At 44.2% G+C, this 26,372-nt stretch carries 19 protein-coding genes; 13 read left to right on the top strand and 6 right to left on the bottom strand.

The features are described from left to right. Positions 1 to 4: 4 nt before the first annotated feature. Positions 5 to 1,969, bottom strand: coding sequence for a family 20 glycosylhydrolase (locus P3L47_RS06765; RefSeq protein ID WP_277783106.1), 1,965 nt, complete (start codon positions 1,967 to 1,969; stop codon positions 5 to 7). A gap of 138 nt (positions 1,970 to 2,107) precedes the next feature. On the opposite strand from P3L47_RS06765, the gene P3L47_RS06760 reads away from it, so the two are divergent. The 5 genes from P3L47_RS06760 to P3L47_RS06740 all read left to right on the top strand — a co-directional run bounded on the left by P3L47_RS06760 (position 2,108) and on the right by P3L47_RS06740 (position 6,493). Then, the gene (locus P3L47_RS06760) at positions 2,108 to 2,821 is read left to right on the top strand and encodes a tRNA threonylcarbamoyladenosine dehydratase (RefSeq protein ID WP_277783105.1); all 714 of its coding nucleotides are present in this window, start codon (positions 2,108 to 2,110) and stop codon (positions 2,819 to 2,821) included. 1 nt (position 2,822) lies between these two features. Beyond that, positions 2,823 to 3,476: an ABC transporter ATP-binding protein gene (locus P3L47_RS06755; protein WP_277783104.1), complete on the top strand. Its 654-nt coding sequence runs from the start codon at positions 2,823 to 2,825 to the stop codon at positions 3,474 to 3,476. Between the two features lie 22 nt (positions 3,477 to 3,498). Continuing rightward, entirely contained in the window at positions 3,499 to 4,869 is a 1,371-nt protein-coding gene (locus tag P3L47_RS06750; RefSeq protein ID WP_277783103.1) for a sodium-dependent transporter, read from the top strand. 93 nt (positions 4,870 to 4,962) lie between these two features. Then, complete coding sequence (locus P3L47_RS06745) at positions 4,963 to 5,688, top strand: ComEA family DNA-binding protein (protein ID WP_277783102.1); 726 nt, start codon at positions 4,963 to 4,965, stop codon at positions 5,686 to 5,688. Positions 5,689 to 5,725: 37 nt separating this feature from the next. Continuing rightward, positions 5,726 to 6,493, top strand: a complete 768-nt coding sequence (locus P3L47_RS06740) for an AAA family ATPase (RefSeq protein ID WP_277783101.1) — start codon at positions 5,726 to 5,728, stop codon at positions 6,491 to 6,493. 2 nt (positions 6,494 to 6,495) lie between these two features. Here the strand turns inward: P3L47_RS06740 and P3L47_RS06735 are convergent, their stop codons facing one another. Beyond that, positions 6,496 to 7,002 carry a flavin reductase family protein gene (locus P3L47_RS06735; protein WP_277783100.1) on the bottom strand — a complete coding sequence of 169 codons (507 nt, stop codon included), beginning with the start codon at positions 7,000 to 7,002 and terminating at the stop codon, positions 6,496 to 6,498. 40 nt (positions 7,003 to 7,042) lie between these two features. Continuing rightward, positions 7,043 to 9,370, bottom strand: a complete 2,328-nt coding sequence (locus P3L47_RS06730) for a TonB-dependent receptor (RefSeq protein WP_277783099.1) — start codon at positions 9,368 to 9,370, stop codon at positions 7,043 to 7,045. 214 nt (positions 9,371 to 9,584) lie between these two features. Here P3L47_RS06730 and P3L47_RS06725 point away from each other — a divergent pair, with 214 nt between their 5' ends. Further along, on the top strand, positions 9,585 to 10,985 hold the full coding sequence (locus P3L47_RS06725; protein ID WP_129730653.1) for an alanine/glycine:cation symporter family protein: 1,401 nt from the start codon (positions 9,585 to 9,587) through the stop codon (positions 10,983 to 10,985). 63 nt (positions 10,986 to 11,048) lie between these two features. On the opposite strand, the gene P3L47_RS06720 is transcribed toward P3L47_RS06725, so the two are convergent. Beyond that, on the bottom strand, positions 11,049 to 12,269 hold the full coding sequence (locus tag P3L47_RS06720; protein WP_129730655.1) for a M16 family metallopeptidase: 1,221 nt from the start codon (positions 12,267 to 12,269) through the stop codon (positions 11,049 to 11,051). 177 nt (positions 12,270 to 12,446) lie between these two features. After that, positions 12,447 to 12,662 (bottom strand): hypothetical protein, encoded by a 216-nt coding sequence (locus P3L47_RS06715; RefSeq protein ID WP_277783098.1) that lies wholly within the window; start codon positions 12,660 to 12,662, stop codon positions 12,447 to 12,449. 616 nt (positions 12,663 to 13,278) lie between these two features. On the opposite strand from P3L47_RS06715, the gene P3L47_RS06710 reads away from it, so the two are divergent. The 4 genes from P3L47_RS06710 (at position 13,279) to P3L47_RS06695 (ending at position 17,885) form a co-directional block, all read left to right on the top strand. Further along, positions 13,279 to 13,890, top strand: coding sequence for an SIS domain-containing protein (locus P3L47_RS06710; RefSeq protein ID WP_277783097.1), 612 nt, complete (start codon positions 13,279 to 13,281; stop codon positions 13,888 to 13,890). A gap of 22 nt (positions 13,891 to 13,912) precedes the next feature. Further along, positions 13,913 to 14,836 (top strand): carbohydrate kinase family protein, encoded by a 924-nt coding sequence (locus tag P3L47_RS06705; RefSeq protein WP_122361925.1) that lies wholly within the window; start codon positions 13,913 to 13,915, stop codon positions 14,834 to 14,836. 76 nt (positions 14,837 to 14,912) lie between these two features. Further along, positions 14,913 to 15,971 (top strand): tyrosine-protein phosphatase, encoded by a 1,059-nt coding sequence (locus P3L47_RS06700; protein WP_122361927.1) that lies wholly within the window; start codon positions 14,913 to 14,915, stop codon positions 15,969 to 15,971. A 123-nt stretch (positions 15,972 to 16,094) separates the two neighbouring features. Beyond that, a complete protein-coding gene (locus P3L47_RS06695) occupies positions 16,095 to 17,885 on the top strand; it encodes a DEAD/DEAH box helicase (RefSeq protein WP_122362073.1) in 1,791 nt (596 codons plus the stop codon). Between the two features lie 63 nt (positions 17,886 to 17,948). On the opposite strand, the gene P3L47_RS06690 is transcribed toward P3L47_RS06695, so the two are convergent. Then, positions 17,949 to 19,523, bottom strand: coding sequence for a beta-N-acetylhexosaminidase (locus P3L47_RS06690; protein WP_277783096.1), 1,575 nt, complete (start codon positions 19,521 to 19,523; stop codon positions 17,949 to 17,951). 105 nt (positions 19,524 to 19,628) lie between these two features. On the opposite strand from P3L47_RS06690, the gene P3L47_RS06685 reads away from it, so the two are divergent. From P3L47_RS06685 to P3L47_RS06675, 3 genes are all read left to right on the top strand, one after another. Then, positions 19,629 to 21,239 (top strand): dipeptidase, encoded by a 1,611-nt coding sequence (locus P3L47_RS06685; protein WP_277783095.1) that lies wholly within the window; start codon positions 19,629 to 19,631, stop codon positions 21,237 to 21,239. Positions 21,240 to 21,275: 36 nt separating this feature from the next. Then, positions 21,276 to 22,445, top strand: a complete 1,170-nt coding sequence (locus P3L47_RS06680; protein ID WP_277783094.1) for a C1 family peptidase — start codon at positions 21,276 to 21,278, stop codon at positions 22,443 to 22,445. A 762-nt stretch (positions 22,446 to 23,207) separates the two neighbouring features. After that, on the top strand, positions 23,208 to 26,312 hold the full coding sequence (locus P3L47_RS06675; protein ID WP_277783093.1) for a DUF6383 domain-containing protein: 3,105 nt from the start codon (positions 23,208 to 23,210) through the stop codon (positions 26,310 to 26,312). Positions 26,313 to 26,372: the final 60 nt, after the last annotated feature.

Raw genomic sequence — 26,372 nt, 5'->3', positions numbered from 1 at the left:
CTCCTTACTTACAATAGTTCAGCACCTCTACATTCTTAATCGTACTCTTGAAATCACCTGTTTTCTCTAAAGGAAAGACCAATGTCCGTACATAACTCATAGAATCTTTTCCACCATTAAAGAAACGTTTCTGAATATTCAGTTCTTCTTTCAGGTCTCCGTTAATATACAAACGTGTTGTTTTTTCATCACCACTGATTGCTACGGATGCTTCCTCTTCGGGATAGAACTGATAATTGAATGTATTCAGATAACCGTCACGGGCAAAACCTAATTTACCGCTGACTGGATCGGACAAATAAAATACGGCATCGGGAGAACGGAATAGTTCTGTTCCGGGTTCCTCTTTAACGGACTGGACATCAAATGAAACTGTATAATGATAACCGATCTCTTTCAGCCCCGTCTTTGTATTCGGTTTTAAAACATCCTGGTTGTAGACAGCACGAGGCTTGTTTCCCATGCGTCCGGCAATATTTACACCGGGACCTTCGCCCAATGCGGTACGCTTCGTATTAAAGGTCTCGTAAGGAACCTTACAGTCTTTGCCCGTCCACATCTTAACAGCCAATGTCTGCATCGCCGGGAATACACGGTAGTGAATATCTTTCGTACTGATTCCGTTGCCTGCATGGTCGTTCCACACGGCAAACATTCCACCTTTGATCTGTTTGTGTCTCTCAGGGAAAACTTCTTTACCGATATGTGCCGGTGTCCAGTCTTTATATAATTTCTCCGTATTCAGATAATCGTAATAATAACCGGCAGCCGGAACGATATACAAATAACCGTCGGGAACACTGACCAGGTCATATCCCTGTTTGATCATCTCCTTCGGATCTGCATAGCCGTTATACCAGGCACTCATCAAAACGTTTTCAGACTTAACGGGAGTATCGCCGTTTGCATGGGTCAAAGCTCCCCAGACACAGGCCTGCTTGCCGAAGCCTTCTACAAAACGGATATAATGATCGGTGAATTCACGGAATTTCTCTACTACATCTTTCTTTTTATTCGAATATTCATCGGTTCCGATATGTACTCGTTTTCCGATAAAGACCGGATTTCGTCCTTCCAGATATTCACGGAACAGGCTATCGACAAACTGGTAGGTTTCCGGTTTGAACAAATCCAGGTGATCCATACCATATTCTTCGCTACCGATCTCCGGACGATACTGCGTCAGTGCCAATGAATGGGCGGGAACATCTATTTCCGGAATGATCTCGACTCCGAGGCTATCGGCCATCAGCTGAAAATCAATAAATTCTTTCTTTGTATAATAACCGTCACGGGCAGTCAGTCCAGGGAAAAATTCACTTTCCAGGCGGAATGCGGCATAGGTTTTATTCCAGTCATGTTCGAAATACTGTTTAAATGCATTGTCGTTCAGATGGATCTGAAAAGTATTCATCTTATAATAAGCCATCATCTTTACATAATCGCGCAGAAAATCCATCGGAATGAATTTTCGTCCGCAATCCATCATAAAGCCACGGATCGCATAGTCGGGATAATCGCGCATCGAACCTTTAGGCAATGCCTGATCACTGTTTTGTTCGGTCATTTGCAGGAGTGTACGGGTCGCCCAGTATAAACCTTTTGCTTTAGGAGCGGATACGTTTACACGGTCTGCAATCCGGACAGCATATCCTTCTTCACCCAATTGCCGGTCGCCGGACAAAGAAAAAACAAAATCACCGGCAGAAGCTCTGCCCTGTACAACAGTCAGTTTACGCCCGAACATCGTCTCATAATCTTCTGCAAACTGATTGGCTACACGGGCTACAGCCGAATCTTTCCCCTGCCAAACGATACGGGAAGTTGCCGAGGGTGTAAACATTCCCTGAGCACCTCTCCATTCCTGTAATTCCGGTATCACGAACGGTTTCTCATTATTGGCAGCAAAACTTTTCCCTAAAAAGAGAGTACATGCTGCAAAAAGCATCAAATAGCGTCTTATCTTCATCGTATTTTAAATTTAAGCGCACAATATTACTGCTTTTTAATCATCCGGACAAGCCTAAAATAAAGGAATAGTTAAAAGATGACTAATAAAAAGGCGGTTTCTGATTGATTTATTACTTTTGTGCTCAAAAACATATTAATGAGTTACAATTGGAACACACGGACGGAACTTTTACTCGGTGCCGAACGGATGGAGTACTTATCACATTGCCATGTGCTGGTTGTAGGATTGGGAGGTGTCGGAGCGTATGCAGCCGAGCAGATCTGCCGGGCCGGAATCGGACATATGACCATTGTCGATGCGGATACGGTAAATGAAAGCAATATCAACCGGCAATTGCCTGCTTTGCATTCTACATTGGGGATGCAGAAAGCTGAAGTCGTCGGCCGACGTCTACTCGATATCAATCCCAGGTTAAAGCTGACAATACTCAATGAATTCCTGCGCGACGAACGGACGGATGAAGTTCTTTCTTCTCAAAAATACGATTTCATCGTGGATGCCATCGATTCGCTCAGCCCGAAAGTGTACCTGTTGGCTTATGCCAACAAACATGATATTCCAATTGTTTCCTCTATGGGAGCCGGTGCCAAGCTCGATCCGTCGCAGGTGAAGATAGCCGATATTTCCAAGAGCTACAACTGCACATTGGCAAGGGCGGTACGCAAACGTCTTCACCATTTGGGTGTGAACAAAGGCATTCCGGTCGTCTTCTCTACCGAGTTCGCCGATCCGAACGCAATCGTAGAGGTGGAAAACGAACAATGCAAGCGGACAACCACCGGAACGGTCGCATATATGCCCGCCATTTTCGGTTGTTATCTGGCTTCCTATGTAATAAGAAATATCTAATATGATACAGACACAAGGCATTACCAAAAGTTTCGGGAATTTACAGGTGCTGAAAGGCATTGACCTGACCATTAATAAGAGTGAGGTTGTAGCGATTGTCGGTCCCAGCGGAGCGGGAAAAACAACGCTGCTTCAGATTATCGGTACGCTGGATACACCGGATAACGGACAATTGTTCATCAACGGGACCGAAACCGGCAAATTATCTGAAAAAGAACTGGCTTCTTTCCGCAATAAGAATATCGGTTTTGTTTTTCAGTTCCATCAGCTATTACCAGAGTTCACGGCACTGGAAAATGTCATGATCCCTGCTCTGATTGCACATGAAAAGGCTTCCGATGCAGAAAGAAGGGCGAAAGAGATTCTTGATTTCATGAAACTATCAGACCGTATGACTCACAAGCCGGCAGAATTATCCGGAGGAGAAAAACAGCGGGTTGCCGTAGCACGTGCGTTGATCAATAACCCGTCAGTGATCCTGGCAGACGAACCTTCCGGTAGTTTGGATACCAAAAATAAAGAAGAATTACACAGCCTTTTCTTTGAGCTACGTGACCAGATGCATCAGACATTTGTCATCGTAACCCACGATGAACAACTGGCGGCAAACACAGACCGCGTGATACATATCAAAGACGGGGTCGTTTTACAATAAAAAGAAAGAGTATAAATCAGTTATGGCAAATAAAGAGAGAGTCACTTTTGGTAGCAAAATCGGAGTAATATTAGCAACCGTCGGATGCGCAGTAGGTTTAGGGAGCATCTGGCGTTTCCCTTATATGGTAGGATCGAATGGCGGAGGTGCTTTCCTGTTGGTTTTCATGATATGTACTGTCTTGCTCGGACTTCCCATCATGATTACTGAATTTTTTATCGGCCGGCATTCACGCAGAAATGCAGCCGGAGCTTTCAAGGAGCTGGCACCGGGTACAAAATGGTCGCTGATCGGTTATAACGGTGTCCTGGCGGCTTTTCTTATATTAGGTTTTTATGCGGTGGTTTCCGGCTGGACGCTGGAATATATATGGCAGGCGATGACCGGTTCGCTGTCAGGAAAGACAACGGCAGAGTTTACATCAGACTTCGAGGCGTTTTCGTCAAGTGCCCTGCGACCCATTATGTGGACGATTGTCTTTATCGGACTGACGCATTTCATCATTGTTTCGGGTGTAGAAAAAGGGATTGAAAGGGCTTCCAAGATTATGATGCCAGCCTTGTTTATCATATTATTGGTCTTGTGTATCCGTTCTGTCACCTTACCGGGAGTGGATGAAGGATTGGCATTCCTGTTCAAGCCTGACTTCGACAAGATCACCTCTTCCGTCGTTCTGAGTGCGATGGGACAAACTTTCTTTTCACTGAGTATCGGTATGGGGTGTCTGATTACCTATTCTTCTTATTTCGGGAAAGAGACCAATCTGCAATTAACGGCGGTGCAGGTAACTGTTCTGAATACTTTCGTAGCATTGCTGGCAGGTATTATGGTATTTCCTGCCGTGTTCAGTTTCGGTATCGAACCGACTGCAGGTCCGGAGCTGGTATTCATCACTCTGCCCAATATTTTCGAACAACTGCCGTTTGGAAATATCTGGTCACTCATTTTCTTTATTTTACTGGCTTTGGCAGCATTGACCTCTACGATTTCTTTACACGAGGTCGCTACCGCTTATGTACATGAAGAATATCACATGACCCGAAAAAAAGCCGCCTGGATTGTCTCCATAGGGGTTGCCGTCATCGGCGCTTTGAGTTCATTATCTTTCGGCCTGCTTAAAGAATACACGATCGGAGGCATGATCCTTTTCGATGCACTGGATTATCTGACAGCCAAAATAATGATGCCTATCGGAGGTATGATGATCTGTATCTTCGTCGGCCTGCGGATTGAAAAGAAAGTTCTGAAAGAGGAATTGACAAACAAAGGGACAATCACTTTTTATTTCTTCAACACATATGCTTTCTTTATCAAATACATCGCTCCTGCAGCGATCGGACTTATTTTCCTGAACGAATTGGGACTGGTCAAAAAGATAACCGTTTTGTTTTGAAAAATAAACGATATAAGTTACTTGTTTATTGGCAGTAACTTATATCTTTGCAACAGAAACAGACGAAATATCAAACCATAATCTTTATAAACTATGAACTGGCGGGATTTACTTTATTTTTCAAAAGGGGAACGCAGGGCCCTTACTCTCCTACTCTGCCTGATCTCTATATCCTGGATCATTTTGTTGCTGACAGACAACAAACCTGCATATTTTGCCGATGAAAATAAAAAGGCAGCGGAACTGGTCCCAATGACTTCAGATACAACTGTAAACAGACCTGATTCCGGGAAGCGGCAAATACCCTCATCCGATAGTAAAAATAATTTCTCCCGAGAGAAAAAAGAATTTCATCCGAGAGAAACTAAAAATACATCCGAAAGGAAGTATTTTCCCCCAACAGAAAAATATCCCGTCGGAACTATCGTCGAGCTCAATACCGCCGATACGACAATTCTAAAAAAAGTACCCGGCATCGGAAGCACATTCGCCCGCCGGATTGTTAAATACAGAGAATTGTTAGGAGGCTTCTATTCCGTATCCCAACTTTGTGAAGTATATGGGATCGACGAGGAACGATATAATGCGATGAAATCGTGGTTTTCGGTAGACAAGTCAGCTATTTGTAAATTATTTGTAAACCGAGTTTACATCCAAGACCTCTACAGACATCCTTATATAAACAAGCAGCAAGCCCGCATTATCGAACAATTACGAAAACAAAAGGGGAAACTGACCGGTTGGGAGAATTTTCAGTTACTGGAAGAATTTACCGATACCGACAAGGAAAGGCTGACACCCTATCTGTCGTTTGAATAAGCAAAGAAGTTTATATACATTTGTAAAAAAGAAAGCTATGATTTACCTCAAACAAGTAAAACTGACCAATCCGGCAGAAGTGGAAGGACCGGTAGAAGACTTAAAATACCCGTTCCGCGCTGCAGCCGTACGCTATATCGAATCAATCGTTTTCCGTAAACCGGTTACTTTTCTGGTCGGTGAAAACGGTGCAGGCAAATCGACCCTGCTGGAAGGTATCATGTTCAAATATGAAGAACGCGACGAAGATCAACAAGGAATGCTTTATGACGGTGTTGAAGCATGGAAATCATACTCAAACGTTCTGCCACAGTGCATTCGCCTGATTGAAGAGCGGAAACCTTTCGACCACTTCTTTTTCCGCGCTGAATCCTTTTTCGATCATGCTGCCGAAATCGATGCCAAGTCGATGAAAGACATTCTGAAGTATGGACGTGATTATTCGATGGGAGCCTACGGCGGACGACGCTTACTGGAACAATCGCACGGGGAAAGCTTTCTCAGCACTTTCCTGAATTACGCAGGAAGAAACACTCTCTTTATCCTCGATGAACCGGAGGCGGCCCTCTCCCCTCAACGCCAACTGGCTTTGCTGGTACGCATCCATGAACTCGTCGCACAAGGCTGTCAGTTGATCATTTCTACCCACTCGCCGATCATCATGGCTTACCCGGATGCAGACATCTACTCGATCGACGAAGACGGGGCAAAAATTACTCCGTATGAGGAAACACAACATTATCAATTGACGAAGTATTTCTTAACTCATACGGAGCAAATGCTTAGGGAACTCGGATTAAGGTAAAATCACTTTTCCCAGGCATTCAGTATTTCTGCCACATATACATTATGCGGATTACCTGCCATCGCGCTATACCATTTTTCATACAAAGCCGGATCGACAAAGCAATTCTTATCCATCTTTGTCACATAGAGCGTCTTACACTCAAGTGTCAACCGCGACTCTTCAAAACAGGGGTTTCCTTGCTCAGTAAAATAGGGAGTCAACCCGGTTGCGGCAACTTTGTCAATATCACGTCCGGATTTAGAACCACAGATTTTATGTGCCGCTTTGTGTTCTTCTCCCAGGAAAGAGAGCGTAAAACATCCCTTTTCATCGACAAATTCACGGGTATATCGTTCCGGACGGATGAATACGAATACGACAGGTTTATTCCAAAGAAAACCTACGCCTCCCCAACTGGCCGTCATCATGTTAAACTTCTCCTTGTCGCCGGCACTTACCAGCATCCACTCTTTACCGATCATCTCAATAAAGTTGTCCTTGATCAGACTGGGTTCAATTGCTTTCATACATTATACGCTTTAATTTTTTTCAAAGGTACAAAGAATATCATTTACCCGTACTCATTACACCGGAGTCGTTATCTGCATTGTTCAGACGTTTCTGACCAGCCTTATAAGTTCGACCGAATGAGAAATTATAAGTCAATGAGACAACGAACAGACGCGAGCTTTCTTTGATATACATCGCTTTTTTATAAGATGCATACTGGTTCCAATTTTCTGTCTTCACCTTATAATTATCAGAGAACGGGTTAATTGCCCCTACTCCCAGCGACAGATTCTTATGACTGTAGCGCACCATTAACATCTGAATATTCTCACCGCCTTCCAAAGTTTCACCCCAAAACCAGTTCCAGTTCGTATTCATCTGATACATCAGCATGAACTTTTTCCAGGTGAGAGATGCCTGTGCTTCACAATACCAGTTCGTATAGCGGTGGGAATAAGTGTTTCCGTTGCTGATATAATGATTCACACCACCAGTAAACGAGAACTGCAGAATGTCTTTGATCGGTCCGATACGGAACATAGCCGAACCGGTCAGGCGTTGCCAGTTCTTTTGGTTATTCCAGGTCTGGATGATCTTATTGCCTTCCTGATATTTCTCGTCCATAATAGAATTGGGAAGATATTCATAGGCTCCGTCCAAATTGGTATAAAAGATACCTTTCTGATATTCATAAGTTAGTGCCAGGCGATAGCGCATATAAGCCTCCAGTTGCGGATTACCGCGTTGCAGCTGCAAAGAATCGATTACCTGCTCGATAGCACTCAAATTCCCCAATGAAGGAGAAGAATTACCGACAAAACCTCTCAAACGGATAAACGATTGTCCGGGTAAAGCATATTGTAATGTAAAACGAGGATTGAACGTATAATATTGGTAAGAATCATCTGTTCCATCCTGTTTGTAATAGGAACGCGACACACCAACCCCTAGCGTATAATCCAGCTTCCGGGCTTTTCCTTTGAATTCTCCGTAGAGATAACTTTCTGACTGATTCATACGAGTATTATAATCGTGCCCGTTGCGATATTCATTATTGGAAAACGACTGTGTATGGCGAATACCGGTACTCAAACGGTTCCCATTCTCCAGCTTTTTCTCATAAATACCTTCACCGATCACCGAATATTTATTTCCCGAAACACGATTATCGATATCCGTCAGCAGATCCTCACCACGACTTTCCTGATAAAAACGATGGGAAGAAGTACGGTTGTAGGTTCCAACCACATTAAAAACCAGCGTCTGATCGTTTTTCAAATTACGCTGATAATATAAGTCTAATGCAGGAACCTGATTATCTGAACTATTCAGGTCTACCATATTTACATAGTCCGACAAATTTTCCTGATTGGATAAAACACCGCGGTAATCCCAATGCGGTTGATGGTTATTCCAATAGCGGAATGTAGCATTGAATAAATACTTCTCGGGATCCTGTACGCTATAATTCAGGTTCAGATTATGCATGAACATACGGCCATGAGCCGGTTCACCTTCTTCTTTCCGGTGCAAAACCGTTCCGTCACCCAAATGAAAGATTTCTTCATTATCCCTGGAAAGACCATAAAAATCGCGCGGACCGATCCGATAGGAAGCACCGAACTCCGATTTCTTATGATTGATCTTCCCGGAAACCCGATGTTCTCCCCATAGGGCATTTACTCCCTGACTCATATCCACGCTGAAACTTCCCCCCGTCTCCGGACGACGAACAATATAATCGAGTACCACTTCCGCATTACCGTAACGTAATCCGGGATTATCATGATATTCAATACGGATGATATCAGAAGGCAACAACGATTTGATTTCATCCAGCTCCACTTTCACCCCGTTTATACGAAGCTGAACTTCACCGTTTCCCGGCACTTTAATTTCGCTTGACAACGGATTCACCTGTATCTTCGGCAGCATCAGTTGTTGCAACAGATCCATACCGTTGGTTGAAGCCTTTACCTGCCGATCGGACGGAAAAACCAGTTTCCGGTCGGAACGGCTGCTCGTATTGGATGCACTGACTGTAACACCATCCAAAGAGACCGCCGCATCCTCCATCGGAATATCACCCAACGTCACACTTTTATTAAATCCTTTTAAAGAAACATACTGCGTCTCATATCCCAAGCTGGAGATAGCCAGCAGATAATCACCGGATTTCACTTTATCTAAAACAAAATACCCCTTTCCATCGGTAGTTGTTCCAGTAATAAACGTAGAATCCATCGTTTGCAGAACGACATTGGCAAACTCAAGAGGTTCTTTGTTCCGACCATCTTTCACCAAACCTTTTATCCCTAAATTTTGAGCAAAAACTCCCTGTACCATGCAGCCAAGCAGCATGATCCCGAATATTATCCGTTTCATAAGTTTATTGTTTATTTCAATCTGCAGGGTGGCCTTCCCCGCTTTCTTGTTTGTTTCTGTTAGTAAGACGAAGCAACTCGAAAAAAGGTTACACAGAAGAAGCAAAAAAATAAAAACTCGGCAGAGAGCCCAAATCTCGTTTTTTCGTTTATAAACATATCCCACACGAAAATTCAAGAAAACCTGTATCTTTGAAACAAAACGAACAAAACACATGGATATATTAAACTCCTGGATCAGCGCCATCAACGATGTTTTATGGTCTTATATATTAATAATCATGCTATTGGGTTGTGCGATATGGTTTACCTTCAAAACCCGCTTCGTACAGTTCCGTATGATTAAAGAAATGATAAAATTGCTTGGCGACTCCACCGAAAAAACTAAAAACGGTGAAAAACATATCTCCTCCTTTCAGGCTTTTGCCGTATCATTAGCCAGTCGCGTAGGGACGGGTAATCTGGCCGGAGTAGCTACTGCCATCGCAGTCGGTGGTCCGGGTGCCGTATTCTGGATGTGGATAATTGCTCTGCTGGGAGCTTCCAGTGCCTTTGTAGAATCCACATTGGCGCAATTATATAAAAGAAGAGGGAAAGACTCTTTTATCGGAGGTCCTGCCTATTACATGGAACGTGGACTTGGATTACGGTGGATGGGAGTATTTTTTGCCGTATTGATCTCTATTACCTTCGGTTTTGCTTTCAATTCCGTACAAAGTAATACGATTTGTGCTGCGTGGGAAGGGGCATTCGGATTCGATCACAGGATTATTGGCGGGATATTGACCGTATTGACCATTCTGATCATTTTCGGAGGCATTCAGCGGATCGCCAAAGTAAGTAGTATCATTGTTCCGGTCATGGCTCTCGGATATGTAGCACTGGCATTGGGCATCGTACTTTTCAATATCGGGAAACTTCCTGCCGTATTGGAGTTGATCATTAATAATGCCTTCGGATGGGAACAAGCCATTGGCGGCAGCATCGGCGCAGCTCTGATGCAAGGTATCAAGCGAGGATTGTTCAGCAATGAGGCCGGTATGGGTTCCGCTCCGAATGTAGCCGCCACGGCTGATGTTTCTCACCCGGTAAAACAAGGTTTGATCCAGACACTAGGCGTTTTCACCGATACATTGATTATATGTACCTGTACAGCTTTCATTATTCTTTTTAGTGGTGCACCGCTCGACGGGTCAGTTAACGGCGTACAGCTTACGCAACATGCACTAACCAATGAAGTAGGAAGCGTGGGAAGTATCTTTGTCGCCATAGCAATTCTGTTGTTTGCTTTCAGCAGTATCATCGGTAACTATTATTATGGCGAAGCAAACATACGGTTTGTTACCCAAAAGAGGAGCGTATTGTTTACATACCGCCTGTTAGTCGGTGGAATGGTGATGTTCGGTGCATTGGCAAGCCTTGACCTGGCATGGAGCCTGGCTGATATAACCATGGGACTGATGACCATTTGCAACCTGATTGCCATCTCCCTGCTCAGTCGCCAGGCATTCCTTTTACTGAAAGATTATATTGCCCAGAAGCAAAAAGGAATAATAAGTCCTGTTTTCGATAAAAACAGTATCCCGGAACTTACCGACAAAGCAGAATGTTGGTAAAAGCATCATACATTTTGTATGATACAAAATGTATGATGAAAATATTAAATAGCCCGAAAACTGTTATTGATAAATCAAACTAAACAACCGTTCCGGAGCAAAAACCTCGTTTGCTACTTCCTGAATATCTTTTATGGTAAGGGCTTCAATACGGGCAAAAACCTCCGGAAGCGTGTCATAACGGTTATAATGCAGGAAGCTCTTCCCCAATCCCAGGAAAAGCCCTTCCTTATTATCACCGGAAACACCTAACTGCCCGATCACCTGTTTCTTGGCTGCTGCCAGCTGCGTTGCGGATAAACTATTATCCCGCAATTTATCCAGCTCTTTATAAACCAGGCGTAAAGCTTTCTCCATATTTTTCGGGTCTGTTCCGAAATAAATACTGGCCAATCCGGTATCCGTATAAGAAGTGACATTCGATTCGACATTATAGACCAACCCGTGCTTTTCCCGAAGCGAGACATTCAAACGGTTGTTCATACCCGGTCCGCCCAACATATTATTAAGCAGGAACAAAGGTATTCGTTTTTCATCATGCATGCTATAAGCACGGCTACCAATCAATACATGTGCCTGATGTGTATCCTTATGAACCTTCCTAACACAAGGTTCAATTGCACTGGGAACAATACGGTTACGCGGAGCTACCGGAAAAGCAATATCCGACAAAAAACCTTCGGCCATCTTCACGATCTTATTGAAATCAATCCGCCCCATCGAAAAGAATACCATATTCTCCGGTGCATAAAAACGACGCATGAAAGAACGACCAGACTCAGAGTTAAATGTCAGAAGAGAGGCTTCATCCCCCAAGATATTATGTCCCAAAGCGTGCCCGTCATAAAGTAAATTCTCGAATTCATCGAAGATAAGTTCAGATGGACTATCCTCATACGAATTGATTTCATCCAGAATGACATCCACTTCTTTCTCTATTTCCTGCTGCGGAAATTGAGAATGGAAGATTAGGTCAGTCAACAATTCCAGGGCACGCTGATAGTGCTCTTCCATGAAGATGGAATAAACAAAAGTCTCTTCTTTGGTCGTATAGGCATTCAACTCGCCGCCAACATTCTCCATCCGGTTCAGTATATGCCATGCTTTCCGTTTTTCTGTACCTTTAAACATCATGTGCTCCACGAAATGTGCCAGGCCAAACTCGTTCGCCTCTTCATCACGCGTTCCGGCATTCACCGCAAAACCACAGTACGAAACCGGTGATTCCATCGGCAAGTGTACCATACGAAGACCATTGGGTAAAATATGTGAGAAGTAATGCATTGTTTTCTTTTTACGTTACAAACGCACAAAGGTAAAACAAAATACCCGCTTTGGTTAATCACCTGAGTCAGATTTTTCAAATTTCAGACAAAGATCAAGGATTTAGGATAGATTTATATTGATAAGTATTATTTCTTCGTACTCTAACCCTCAACAAAAAATATCCCTATCTGTTTATCAAAACTTCTTTTTACCCCATTCTCTTCTCAAAGAGATATATCCTGACAAACATACACACAGACCTGATCCTATAAATGCCATATCACCTTTAGAGAATGGATCCTCTAGCAAATTATTAGCAGCTATAATCATAATGACCAACTCTATGATCATAATCACTCCCCAAGCAATCATTGAAAGAGTCAGATTCCACCTTGTCAAATTATTTCTCATATCATAAAGCATTTAATCTTCCGTCCTATCAATAAGACGATATTTCTGTAATTCACCAAACCTGACAGTCATTTTCATAAGTAAAAATCCTCCCTTCTTTTCCACAAGCATGGTTATGAAGTAAAAGTAATGAATTTTCCGGAACATTATCACATGTCAGCCAATAATTTTCAGAGAGTTTCTTCCCCTAATGACTTCCAGCCGCCATTCCTGTAAAATTTTTCCTTCACCACCTCTTCACCAGTAAACGATTAGGTCCGCCATTTAAATGTCCCATAAACCTTTTCCAAAAACACTGCCTCTGTATAATATTTCCATTCGATCATTCATTCGTTTGACATATATCAAACGAATAAAGCATATATGTGTTCTTTTCATTTGATAATTATGCTTCTTTCATTCGATAACAATAAAACGATACTTTGTATGGGAGAAAAATAGAATCTCCAACTATCAAAATATAATTACCCTACCCGTATTTTAGATTTCTATACCGGGTGTTGGATGGGAGAAGACCAGGAAAACAATATATTAATAGGAATACCTATCTAACCAACCGATTAAAATAGTATTTTTGCAAACTGTTAGAGATAATTGTATAAATAATAAAGTAGCTATGTCACACGAAGTAATCGCGAGCATCCTGCAACAGGAAGCTGAAGCAGTCCTGAATATCCCGGTAACCTCCGGCTATGAAGATGCAGTAACTCTTATTGTCAAATATGTCCATGAACTCGGCGGAAAGCTGATCACCAGCGGAATGGGGAAAGCCGGTCAGATCGCGATGAATATTGCTACCACATTCAGTTCTACCGGAACGCCTGCTTTCTTCCTGCATCCCAGCGAAGCACAACACGGCGACCTGGGTATCGTACGTGACAACGATATCATGCTCCTGATCTCCAATTCCGGAAAGACCCGTGAACTGCTGGAACTGGTCGACCTGACACGCGGACTGGTGCCCGATATGAAATTTATCGTTATCACCAGCAATTCGGAAAGCTCATTGGCTAAAGATGCTGATGTATGCCTGCTTACCGGAGCACCGAACGAGGTCTGTCCGCTCGGTCTCACACCGACTACATCCACTACGGTGATGACCGTTATCGGAGATATCCTGGTTGTCGGTACGATGAAAAGGATCAATTTCAACAATAAAGACTATGCCAAACGGCATCATGGCGGTTATCTCGGATCAAAAAGCCGCGAGCAGAGCAAGAACGAATAGATTATAAACAGACCATTTATATATGAGAAAAGTTATTGGCATCGGAGAAACCATTCTCGACATCATCTTTAAGGACAACCAGCCCCATGCAGCCGTACCGGGCGGATCAGTATTCAACGGATTGGTGTCGCTCGGCCGTCTGGACGTTCCGGTTTCTTTCATCAGCGAGGTTGGAAACGACCGCGTAGGCGATATTATCCGCAAATTCATGGAAGAGAATCATATTTCCACGGAACTGGTAGACCGTTTCCCCGATGGGAAAAGTCCCATATCGCTGGCTTTCCTCGACAATGAGAACAATGCCAATTACATCTTTTATAAAGATTACCCCAAACAACGGTTGGAAGTACCGATGCCGGTCATCAATCAGGACGATATCCTCATATTCGGTTCCTATTATTCACTGAACCCAGCCTTGCGGGAACGAATGGTCGAGTTCCTGGAGTATGCCAAAGAACGGAAAGCGATCATCTATTATGACCCTAATTTCCGGAAAGCACATGCACATGAGGCGATATACCTCACTCCCACGATCCTGGAGAACCTGGAATATGCAGATATCGTACGCGGATCGGACGAAGATTTTCTCAATATCTTTGGAAAGACAGACGTAAACAGGGTCTATTCCGATCATATCAAGTTCTATTGCGAACGGTTCATCTCCACACACGGAGCAAACGGAGTCAATCTATACACAAATAAATTATCCGAACATTTCGATACGGACCCGATCGATCCCGTCAGCACCATTGGGGCCGGCGACAATTTCAATGCCGGCATCATTTACGGACTGCTTAAATACAATATCGGATATCATGATCTTCCTACCTTAAGCAAAGAGACATGGGAAAAGATCATCCGTTGCGGCATGGATCTGGCATCTGAGGTATGCCAAAGCTATGATAATTACATTTCTAAAGAATTTGCGGCTTCATATCGCAAGTAGTCTTAAATATCATTAACTCCCGTACGATAAAGAACAGGATTTATTATCTTTGTGATGTATGTATGCTAGAAAAACAATGTTAGTAAAGATTTTCTCTCTGTTTGCTTGTGTTGCACTATTCACGGGTTGTTCTTCCAACAATCCTGAAATACGGGCGATATGTCTGCGCGATGATATAGGTAATTATATCCTGAAATGGGAGACGGAACCACAAATAGAAGGTATACTTAAAATGTATGTTTCCGACAATCCCGAAACATTCAACAAATCCCTGCCCGCAGGATACGCCAACATCAAAGACGGCGTGACGACTTATATCACCAACGACAACATGTCGCGTAAATATTTTTTGTTGTCTTTCAACGATAAATATTTTAAGACGCTCGGAGCCCGCTCCGTAGCCATGGACAGCATACAGAACGTACGTGAAATCGGGGGCTACGGCACTTCCCATAACCATCAGACCACCCGCTGGGGAAAGGTATTCCGCTCCGGACAACTCAGTTCGCTGAGCGAATGGGATTCGATCCGCCTGAACAATCTGCATATCAAAACAGTTATAGACCTGCGCGGGAATGATGAACTGGCAGTTAGTCCGCTACGTTATTCCAATGCAAATATTATACATATCCCTATTCCGATCAAGAATATGGACAATGTAGTCGCCCGGATACAGGAAGACCGGATGCGCAAAGGAGACGGACTCCTGTTCATGCAGGATACCTATCTGCAATACGTGACCGATTACAGCGAACAGTTTGCCAAAGCGCTCGATGTTTTTCTAGAAGAGGATAACTATCCGATCCTGATCAACTGCTCGATGGGAAAAGACCGTACAGGTTATCTGACAGCCATGCTGTTGTTTGCCCTCGGCATACCGGAAGAAACTATTGTAAGAGATTACATGGCTTCCAATGAAAACATCAATATCGGACACCTGGCCTATATGGCGCGCGACCTGAGCACGAATGCACAGGAAACGATCACCACGCTGGTCACTGTCAACGAAGGGTTGATCGACCTGGTTCTGAAACGGATCCGGAAAGATTACGGCTCGGTAGACAAATATCTGTCAAAAGGCTTAGGACTGACAGAAAAGAAACGGAACGCGTTAAAAGATATTTTGTTATATTAATGTGAATCCGAATTATTTATCTACCTTTGTACCCTCTGAATTTATTATATATACACATATCACATTTTGAAAACATTTGAAGAATTAGGAGTTGCCGCCCCCATATTGAAGGCAATCCAGGAAATGGGTTACGAATCGCCCATGCCGGTACAGGAAGAAGTGATTCCTTTCTTACTGGGAGAAGACAACGACGTAATTGCATTGGCACAAACAGGAACAGGAAAAACAGCCGCTTTCGGGCTGCCCATCCTGCAGAAGATCGATGTGACAAGATATCAGCCTCAAGCACTCATACTTTGTCCCACCAGGGAACTTTGCCTGCAAATTGCAGACGACCTGAATGATTACTCCAAATATATCGACAACCTGAAGGTGCTGCCGGTATACGGAGGTTCGAGCATTGAAAGTCAGATCAAGACACTGAAACGCGGTGTACACGTAGTAGTCGCTACACCGGGCCGTCTGTTGGACTTGATGAACCGTAAGACAGTCGATCTGAGTACGGTAAAGAACGTGATCCTCGACGAAGCGGACGAAATGCTGAACATGGGTTTCACCGACAGTATCAACGCGATCCTGGCTGAAGTACCGCCCGCTCGTAACATGTTACTTTTCTCCGCTACCATGCCGCAGGGCATTGCCAGCATCATGAAGAAGTACATGAAGAACCCGAAAGAAATCGTTATCGGGAACAAGAACGAAGGTAACAAGAATATCAAGGATATTTATTATATGGTTCGTGCGCAGGACAAATACCTGGCACTGAAACGTATTGCCGACTATTATCCGAATATCTACGGTATCGTTTTCTGCCGTACCCGTAAAGAAACGCAGGAGATTGCCGACAAACTGATACAGGACGGCTACAATGCAGACTCGCTGCACGGCGAACTGAGCCAGGCACAGCGTGACTACGTGATGCAGAAATTCCGCGTAAAAAATATCCAGCTGTTAGTTGCTACCGACGTAGCTGCCCGCGGACTGGACGTGGACGACCTGACGCACGTGATCAACTACGGTCTGCCCGATGAGGTAGAATCGTATACCCATCGCCGCGGACGTACGGGACGTGCCGGAAAGACGGGGATTTCCATCTCTATCTGCCACGTAAAGGAAAAAGGAAAAATCCGCTTGATCGAGAATATCATCAAGAAGAAATTCGAGAAGGGTGAAATGCCCAGCGGACACGATATCTGTGAAAAGCAGCTTTTCAACCTCGTAGACCAGATCGAAAAAGTAAAGGTAGACGAAGAAGAGATTGCCACACTGATGCCGCAGATTTACCGTAAACTGGAATGGCTGGACAAGGAAGACATCATCAAACGTGTTGTTTCGCTGGAATTTAACCGTATGATCGACTATTATAAAGATGCTGACGAAATTCAGGAAGTAGACGAACGTGCAGCCCGCAGTGAACGTGGAGAGCGCGGAGAACGTCGCAGCCATGCGGCTGAAGAAGGTTTCTCACGCTTCTTCCTCAACTTCGGTAAAACAGACGGTCTATATCCGAACCAGCTGATCGAACTGGTCAACAAATGTGTTCCGGGCAAGGTTCGCATCGGTAAGATCGACCTGCGCGACAACTTCTCATTCTTCGAAGTAGAAGAAGGCGAAGCACAGCGTGTCATGGACAGCATGAACGGTTTCGAAGTTGACGGCAAACGTATTTCCGTAGAACCTGCCCAGGGTAAAGGCGAAGGCGGTGGCAGCAGAGGCGGTCGTGGCGGCTTCAGCCGTGGCGGAGGTAACACACGCGGCGGAGGCAGTGGTTCAAGAGGCGGTTACAAAGGTGGCGGAGGCTACAAAGGCAGACGTGATGGTGGTTTCAGCGGCAGCACTACCGACAGACGTAACAGCGAGAAACCCTGGAGACGCGAAACTTCAGACCGTAACGCACGTAAGAAGAAATATTAACCTTTTATATATCAATCAAAAAGGGCGGAACCGTTATCGATTCCGCCCTTTTTTTATTTCACATCAACCATTCTGCAATACATCTTCTTTAGCCGGAGCATCCGGTTCGGGAGTAGATGCCGGATTGAACGGATCGAAGTAATAGATACCTAATGTCTTCAGGTAATCCAGGAAATACGGTAATTTCTTCATGAACAGACTGCATTCCTTTTCTTTGGCAGGTGTCCAACCGTCTTCCGCCACAGCAACCAAGCGCGGGAAAGTCATAAAATCCAGACGTTTCGTATCCGCCACACGTTCCGTCCACAAAGAGAACTGCAAACCCATCACCTGGTCTTCATAATCTTTTGTCAGATGGATAATAGGTTCGGGGAAACGGTACACATCTTCGATCGTATTATAACCATTCCACAGACGACCGACATTGTGTTCTCCGTATTGAACGAAATCCGCATAGAACGGACGGCGCGGAGTCATAATCACCTGGTAGCCATTCTCAAGAGCCTTTACCAGCTGATGTTTGCGATCATGACGCCACCACATAACCACTGCCTTGCCCGGAGAAACACCGGCATCGATGATTTCGTCCCAACCGATCATCGTCTTTCCTTTGGAAGCTACGATATCAGCGGCACGGTTCACGAAATAATGTTCCAGCCCCGTTTCATTCTGTAACTTCTTATCCTTGATGAATTGCTGGATTTCCGGATCGGTAAACCAGCTCTGATTGCCGTAATGGACCTCATCTCCACCGATATGAATATAAGGAGAAGGAAATAAAGAAACGATTTCATCGAGCACATCGCTGATGAACCGGTAAGTCGTTTCCTTGCAGGGATGGAAGGTGAAACCATCCCATTTGCCTTCACCGCCACCGGATAATTCCGGATAGGAACGGCTGACAGCAGTCGCATGTCCGGGCATATCAAATTCGGGAACGACCATAATATGACGTTCTGCCGCATAGGCTACGATTTCCTTAATCTCTTCCTGCGTATAGAATGTAGCGGGAGCTTTCGGATCATGCCAGTTGCCGATAGCACCGACAGAGGTCAGTTTCGGATATTTCTTGATCTCGATACGCCAGCCCGGCTCGTCGGTCAGATGCCAGTGAAAGACGTTCATACGAAGGGAAGCCATGATATCCAGATACTGTTTCACCTTCTCTTTTCCGAAGAAATGGCGGCTTTCGTCCAGCATGAAACCCCGCCAGCCATAACGCGGCTGATCGGTGATCTTACAAGCCCGCACTGTTCCTTTGCCGAAACGTGCCAGTTGTTTCAAAGCTTCTTTCGCATAAAACAGGCCGGATTCGGAAGAGGCTTCCAATAAAACCGACTCGGGAGTAACAGTCAATGCATACGCCTCGTCCGGCATACGCAGTTTCTCATCCAGTACCAGGCGAATCGTTCCCTGTGAAGGAGTGCCCGACAATCCCAGTCCTTTCAGTTCGGACGGAAGTTTTTTAGCCAGTTGATCGGCATATCCTCCGTTTCCGGTTACCAGGGATGCAATACCTACTGTAAAGGAACCTTTTCCCCCCGACACCTTCGCGGGAGTGGGAAACAAGGTAAGCTGAGCCAATGCCGGTAAGGTCAGGAATACCAGCAATGCGACGATAGAAAATAGTTTTCTCATGGATTATAATTGTTATGTTATCGTACACATCTTAGATTTGGGCAAATATATGGATTTATTCCGATACAGTTTGTATCTTTAGGCACTAAATCAAATGACAAACACATGAACAGATTGTTTATCCTTATTCTTACACTTATCTGCCACTGTCTCATCACCACTGCGCAGGAAATAGAATATGCCCGGCCGGTCAATACACCGGAGAGCTGTACAAGTATTATGGTCGGCAAAAAAGCGTCGACGGACGGTTCGGTCATGACGAGCCACACCTGTGACGGAAACTACCGCACCTGGATGGAAATCGTCCCGGCAGCCACTTACGACCGCGACACAACCGTTGCCATCTACAACGGACGGATGCACACCGAATATCCGAATGACCTGACAAATGTGGAACTGAAAGGGAATATTCCCCAGGCACGCTCCACCTATCAGTTCCTGAATACCTCTTACCCTTGTCTGAACGAAAAGCAGCTGGGTATCGGTGAAACCACGATTTCCGGACGGAAAGAGCTGGTAAACAAGAACGGTATGTTCATGATCGAAGAACTGGAAAAGATCGTCCTGCAACGTTGTTCGACAGCCCGCGACGCCATCCGCCTGATGGGTAAACTGGTGAAAGAATACGGTTACGGTGATTCCGGCGAATGTCTGACCATCGCCGACCCGAACGAAGTGTGGATATTCGAGATATTCGGAGAAGGCCCCGACAAGATCGGCGGTGTGTGGGCTGCAGTTCGTATACCGGACGACCATGTCAGCGTTTCGGCGAATATTTCCCGCATCTCCACGCTCGATTTAAAGGATAAAGACAATTATATGGCTTCGGATAACGTGTTCGAAGTCGCTAAAAAGATGGAATTATGGGATGGAAAAGAGCCGTTCCGCTTCTGGAAGGCTTACAGTGGCGGAAATTATTTCGGCGAACCGAAATCTTTCAGCCTGCGTGAGTTCTTTATCCTGAACAGCCTGGCTCCTTCCCTGAAACTGGCTTACGATTCGGAAGAGCTTCCGTTGAGCGTCAAGCCGGATAAACCGGTTGCCGCCACCGATGTAATGGCGCTTTTGCGTGCTACCTACGAAGGGACGGACTGGAATACGACGAAGAATCTGAAAATCCTCGCCAAAAAGAAAGACAGTACGGAGAAAGACACGATAACAAGTCCGGCAGCCAATCCCTGGATGACGACAGACATGATCAATATGCTGAACGGTGTCAAAGACGGTACTGTGGACCGTAACCGCCTGGTAGCTGTTCCGCAATGTTCTTATTCGCATGTGATCCAGTTGCGCAGCTGGCTACCTGATGCTGTAGGTGGTGTTGCCTGGTTATCTTTCGATAATCCGGGACAGAGTCCCCGTATTCCTATTTTCTCCGGAACCACCGCACTTCCGCCCAGCTTCGGTATCTGCGGGCAGCACCGTCACCGGAAAGATGCAGCCATCTGGTCGTTCCGTGAAGCCAACAAACTGGCAACTGTCCGCTGGGGACTGACAAAAGAGAAAATGCAGGCAGCCATCACCCATTTCGAGGAGAAAGGACAGCGGGAATTACCTTTTGTCGAAAGCCAGTACCAAGAGATACAGCAGGCAAAAGGCAGCGAAGCCGCCAATACTTTCCTGACCGGCTATACTTCCGACTTTGCCGGAGCAACCATGCAGCGCTGGGAAGATATGGCAGACGAGTTCTGGAAGATGTTCGCAAGAGGGTTTTAAATACTGAATTATATACATATCATTAAATCATATCTTATGAAAGCACTATTTATCTCTTGTGCCTTGCTGCTTTCCACTTTCAGCGCGTTTGCACAAGGTTATCAGTTTACCGAAGTGGTGACCGTTCCGGCTACCCCGGTAAAGAACCAGGCTGCTACCGGTACTTGCTGGTGTTTCGCCACTACCTCATTCATGGAGTCGGAGCTATTACGTATGGGTAAAGGCGAATACGACCTGTCCGAAATGTTCATTGTCCGCCAGAAATACATGAACCAGTTACAGGATAATTACCTGCGTCGTGGTGATGGGAATATCGGACAGGGTAGCCTTTCGCATACTTTCATGAACGCCTACCGCCAGGTCGGTATCGTTCCGGAAGAAGTTTATAAAGGAATCAATTATGATTCCGACCGCCACAACCACGGTGAAATGGTTCAATATATGAAAGCTATTGCCGATGTTGCCGTAAAAAACAAAAAACGTAGTCCTGAATACGACAAACTGATCAAGAACCTGTTCGATACCTATCTGGGAGAACTGCCGGCAAAATTCACATACAAAGGAAAAGAATACACTCCCAAGTCGTTTGCCGAATCATTAGGATTAAATATGGATGATTATATCGAACTGACAAGTTTCACCCATCATCCTTATTATAAAAAATTCGATGTGGAAGTACCGGACAACTGGGAACATTCCCTGATGTACAACCTGCCGCTCGACGAGATGATCGAAACGGTAGATTATGCCTTAAACAACGGTTTCACCGTATGTTGGGACGGTGACGTAAGCGAAAAAGGCTTCTCTTTCAAGAATGGCGTAGCCATCAACCCGGAAGTAAAGAAGGTGGAAGACTTCTCCAATACCGACCGTGCCCGTTTCGAGAAGATGGACGAGAAAGAACGTCTGGAAGAAGTGTATAAATTCGAGCAGCCTTACCCCGAAATCAAAGTAACTCCTGAGATTCGTCAAGAAGGTTTCGAAGCATTCGTCACTACCGACGACCATCTGATGCATCTGACCGGTATCGCCAAAGACCAGAACGGTACAAAATATTACATCACCAAAAACTCCTGGGGCACAGACCGCAATAAGTTCGGTGGTTATCTGAATATGTCAGAAAGCTTCGTCCGCGCCAAGACCATTTATGTAATGGTACACAAGGACGCAATCCCGAAAGCGATCCGAACAAAATTAAGTTTATAAGGGAATATCATTCATTGAGTTCATTTAGTAACCACACATCTTATAAATCAAACGGGGAACAGGTGAATGCAACAAGTGTTTTTGCATTCACCTGTTACTTGTTTACATCAAACCATATCCGCAAAATCACAAAACAAGGGTAAAAAGAGAGCTAATATGGAACAAAATGAGGGTAAATATATAAAAAGTGCGCCGGACGTTTAGAATAAACACCGAAAATGTTGCACCGGTTTATCCGTAGAGGAAATCAACAAATTATAATTCCTATTTATCGCCCAAACAGGGGAATATGTTGCATAAATCGTGTTGTTTCGTTCTATAAAACACCTATTTCGGAAAAATATGAGGTTTTTTACTTGTTGATTCAGAAAAGCTCTTTACCTTTGCAACGATTCCGTAGTGGGCAGCGGCTCACGATAAAGCGGTTTCAATTACATATTGCAAGCATTTTACGAAGATTATTCTTGTTCAGAAATCTAGCAAATTTTTAGTACAACGGAATAATGGACAGTAAATGCTTGCGCTGATTACGTATAAGTGTATCCACCATTTTTATGGGAGGATTGTTATTATATCGTATAGGCGCGAGCTGTTGTTCTATTATTGTTGTACGGGCTTTGCTAGAGCCTCTGAGCAAATAATAGACACGCCCGCGCCTTTTTTATGCCCGTTCATAATCATTCGCGGGGGTGTTCCCCCCTTCGTAAAATTAATTGTTAGACGTTTTTTTACTCTATTTTATAAACAATTAATTTTAAGATTATGAACAAAAAGTTTTCTACTTTATTGACCTTCGGGCTGCTGGTGGGTGGCTCGTTGGTAAGTGTAGCAAATGCGGCTGGCGAAACAAAATTGCCGTTGGGAAATCCTATTTCCGTATTCAAAAATGGGACCTACTTTGTAGTGCAGGATGAGGATAATTCTAACGATGCTTCAGTCGATGACATTGTAATGGGATTTTCAAAAGGAGCTACCGATGCTGAAATAACCGCAAATGCCACTAAAGCATTGGCGAGTGTAGATAATGACTTGGGAGTAGTTTTTGAAAGTGGAGACACAGAAAAGAACTACATCTGGAAAGTGACACAAACTAAGGCTGGTAAAGCTGATGCCTATACTTACACTTACACTTTCGAGAATTTAGGAACAGGTAAAAAATTGACGTTGCAAAGTGATAAAGCAACTCTTTTAACTAACTATTCTGACATCAACGGGACTTTCTCTAATTTCGCATGTGCTAATGACATGAAAGCCCCTTATAGTTTAGGGACAGTCTTTACTATTAATGGTGCAACCGAAGCCACCGGAGGTTTAAAACTAGCAGACAAAAGCATAACATTCTCTGATGCTAAAAATGGAGGCGGTAAATTTATCCTTTATTCAATTGCCCCAACCTCAGTAACTGCATCCAACCTGAACAACGCAGCTAAAGGCGCTTTCACTTTGAAGTATGACAAATCGACAAACAATCCGTTTGCAGGTGCGCTGAAAGCGTTTAATGTGGACACAAGGAAAGTAACTGGGTCAACAGAAGGTGTTTACTTTGCAACCAGTTGGCCAAAGTCATTGGATGAGAAGGACGTGATTGATAATTTAGCTGATTTCAAGAGCTGTACATTCATCGCTGCTGATCCGAAGTCAAACTACAAGATTAATGATTTGAACATAGATGCCGGTGAAGGTTTCGGTTTTGTGAACGTAAAGGGTTCTATGTTGTTGACTACACCTGATTTAACGGCAATAAAGAAAGGATATGTATTGAGCAACAATGCCGCTTTCAGCGTAGAGTTGGAATACAACAATACAACAGACTATCAATTGTCATTGACAGGCGCTAGTTTCGTTTCAAAAGACGGAAAATCTGTTAAAACAATTGCCGGTGAATTGATCATCGCAGCCTTGAACGACCAGCAGGGTAAATATGTAACAACCGTACTGGAAAGCAATGCAAACTTCGACAGCTACACTTCAACTTGTACTATCGATGCTGCTAACCTGCAAACAATAGACAAACTGTTATCTACAGATAAAGCATCTGTATTCAATATCAAGTTCTTAAGCAAGAATGCAGGTAACAAAGATGCTACTGTATCTGAATACAACAAGTATCTGGGTGTGAACGGTAAAACGGAAGTGTTCTTCGCTCAGGGTGCTGATTTCGTAAACCTGGATGCTCCGGAAAACCAGTGGATTATTGTTGATGCTGACAAGGATGCCAACAGCTTCACATTCCAGAACAGAGACTTGGCCGACCAGAAATTTACTGTTCAGTTGGTTAAGATTGCAGGTAAAGATAATCAGTATGAGGTGATTGAAAATGCTGATAAAACATTCGGTTATGCTTGGGTAGACAAGGATTCTAAAGAATATGAAACATCTTCGACTGCTGCTGATCTGGACGGCACAACCATCGAACTGACAGAAGCAACTGTTAACCCGACAGCCGGTTTCGTGACAGACGAACTGGATAACTCAGGTTTGATGAAGTTCGTTGCCACTTCAAGCAATCCGCTGATTGCTGACAAATTGTATCTGGGTAAAGGTACAACTGCACCTACTTTAGCAATGCACAAAGACGTAGCTGATACTTATCTGTGGACTGTCGTTAAGTCTGAAGTAAAACCTTTTGTTGCTTACAACGACTATGCATACTACAATGCAACAGACAAGAAAGTAGAATACAAACTGAACGGTGATACAATCAAAGTTTCTCTTTTCAGCTTCAAACAGTATGGCGTAGATAAAACTTATTTGGATGTTGATGCTACTAATGCTGATCCTGCCAGCACTTTGCAAACAGAAGAATGCGAAGATGCAGCAGATGCTCAGTTGTTCTTGATCAAAGCGAACAAGAACGGCACTTATTCGTTGATCGAAGTAAAAGATGGTAATACTGAATATCGCGATGTTGTTGCAGACGAAAATGTTAAGACATTCTCTGTCAATGGAACTAAAGCAACTGTTGATAACGATGCTAACGGTGTTTCCGTATTCTACGATTACACTGCTGACTATGCTCTGACAATCGAACCGGAAGAACTGACTCCGAGCTTGAAGCATGAACCTAACTACGTAGCACTGAACGCCAGCAATAGAGGTTATGTAGCTATGGATTCTACTCTGTATGAAGGTATCATCGCTCCGGTTAGCACACTGAAATCGGCTTACAACGCAGAACAGCTGACTTTCAAGTTGGATACTGCTGACACTGACGCTATTGTACCTGCATTCTATATCTCTCACAAAGGTAACTTCATGTACAATGCAAAAGACTCTGCCGACTACTATAACAATGGTACTGCAAGCGCTGAAGGCAACAGAAATTACCTGTTGAAAGACGGTGAAAATGAATATGCAAAAGCTATCTTCCGTGCTGCTACGCTGGTTGCTTCCGATACATTGGCTACAACTGTAGGCGGAAAAGATGCTGCTGTAACAGTAAACAAGACTAAAGAAACTCTGGGCGGTCTGAACAACTTCAAGTTCAATATCGTACAGCAGACTAAAGAATCTGAAGGCGAATACGTAATCAAGAGCGTAAACGACAGAGAGTATCTGTTCAACCTGAACGGCTTCTTAGGCTTCACTGCCGATGCTGCCAAGGCTTTGGTTGTAAACGTAGAACAGTCTGAAGCTCCTGTAGCTAACGAATCTATCGAAGCTGCTTCTTCTGTTAAGGTTATCGCTACAAACGGTGCCGTAATCGTTAAGGGTGCAGCCGGTAAGAAAGTTGCTATCAGCAACGTACTTGGTCAGACAGTTGCTAACACAGTAATCGCTTCAGACGAAGCTACAATTGCTGCTCCGGCAGGTGTAGTTGTAGTAGCCATTGAAGGCGAAGCTGCTGTTAAAGCAATTGTAAAATAAGTAACTATTTATAATCAATAAATTTAAATTGACCGCGCATCGTCAGGGCGGGGTTTACCC

It is taken from the genome of Parabacteroides chongii (genome assembly GCF_029581355.1).
Lineage (GTDB): Bacteria > Bacteroidota > Bacteroidia > Bacteroidales > Tannerellaceae > Parabacteroides > Parabacteroides chongii.
The sequence above is the reverse complement of the archived record's forward strand: the minus strand, read 5'-3'. Positions and strand labels throughout refer to the sequence as shown.

Excerpts from the sequence above, each read along its gene's own strand:
- P3L47_RS06765 (WP_277783106.1), bottom strand. The coding sequence starts at position 1,969 with ATGAAGATAAGACGCTATTTGATGCTTTTTGCAGCATGTACTCTCTTT.
- P3L47_RS06760 (WP_277783105.1), top strand. The coding sequence starts at position 2,108 with ATGAGTTACAATTGGAACACACGGACGGAACTTTTACTCGGTGCCGAA.
- P3L47_RS06755 (WP_277783104.1), top strand. The coding sequence starts at position 2,823 with ATGATACAGACACAAGGCATTACCAAAAGTTTCGGGAATTTACAGGTG.
- P3L47_RS06750 (WP_277783103.1), top strand. The coding sequence starts at position 3,499 with ATGGCAAATAAAGAGAGAGTCACTTTTGGTAGCAAAATCGGAGTAATA.
- P3L47_RS06745 (WP_277783102.1), top strand. The coding sequence starts at position 4,963 with ATGAACTGGCGGGATTTACTTTATTTTTCAAAAGGGGAACGCAGGGCC.
- P3L47_RS06740 (WP_277783101.1), top strand. The coding sequence starts at position 5,726 with ATGATTTACCTCAAACAAGTAAAACTGACCAATCCGGCAGAAGTGGAA.
- P3L47_RS06735 (WP_277783100.1), bottom strand. The coding sequence starts at position 7,002 with ATGAAAGCAATTGAACCCAGTCTGATCAAGGACAACTTTATTGAGATG.
- P3L47_RS06730 (WP_277783099.1), bottom strand. The coding sequence starts at position 9,370 with ATGAAACGGATAATATTCGGGATCATGCTGCTTGGCTGCATGGTACAG.
- P3L47_RS06725 (WP_129730653.1), top strand. The coding sequence starts at position 9,585 with ATGGATATATTAAACTCCTGGATCAGCGCCATCAACGATGTTTTATGG.
- P3L47_RS06720 (WP_129730655.1), bottom strand. The coding sequence starts at position 12,269 with ATGCATTACTTCTCACATATTTTACCCAATGGTCTTCGTATGGTACAC.
- P3L47_RS06715 (WP_277783098.1), bottom strand. The coding sequence starts at position 12,662 with ATGAGAAATAATTTGACAAGGTGGAATCTGACTCTTTCAATGATTGCT.
- P3L47_RS06710 (WP_277783097.1), top strand. The coding sequence starts at position 13,279 with ATGTCACACGAAGTAATCGCGAGCATCCTGCAACAGGAAGCTGAAGCA.
- P3L47_RS06705 (WP_122361925.1), top strand. The coding sequence starts at position 13,913 with ATGAGAAAAGTTATTGGCATCGGAGAAACCATTCTCGACATCATCTTT.
- P3L47_RS06700 (WP_122361927.1), top strand. The coding sequence starts at position 14,913 with ATGTTAGTAAAGATTTTCTCTCTGTTTGCTTGTGTTGCACTATTCACG.
- P3L47_RS06695 (WP_122362073.1), top strand. The coding sequence starts at position 16,095 with ATGGGTTACGAATCGCCCATGCCGGTACAGGAAGAAGTGATTCCTTTC.
- P3L47_RS06690 (WP_277783096.1), bottom strand. The coding sequence starts at position 19,523 with ATGAGAAAACTATTTTCTATCGTCGCATTGCTGGTATTCCTGACCTTA.
- P3L47_RS06685 (WP_277783095.1), top strand. The coding sequence starts at position 19,629 with ATGAACAGATTGTTTATCCTTATTCTTACACTTATCTGCCACTGTCTC.
- P3L47_RS06680 (WP_277783094.1), top strand. The coding sequence starts at position 21,276 with ATGAAAGCACTATTTATCTCTTGTGCCTTGCTGCTTTCCACTTTCAGC.
- P3L47_RS06675 (WP_277783093.1), top strand. The coding sequence starts at position 23,208 with ATGAACAAAAAGTTTTCTACTTTATTGACCTTCGGGCTGCTGGTGGGT.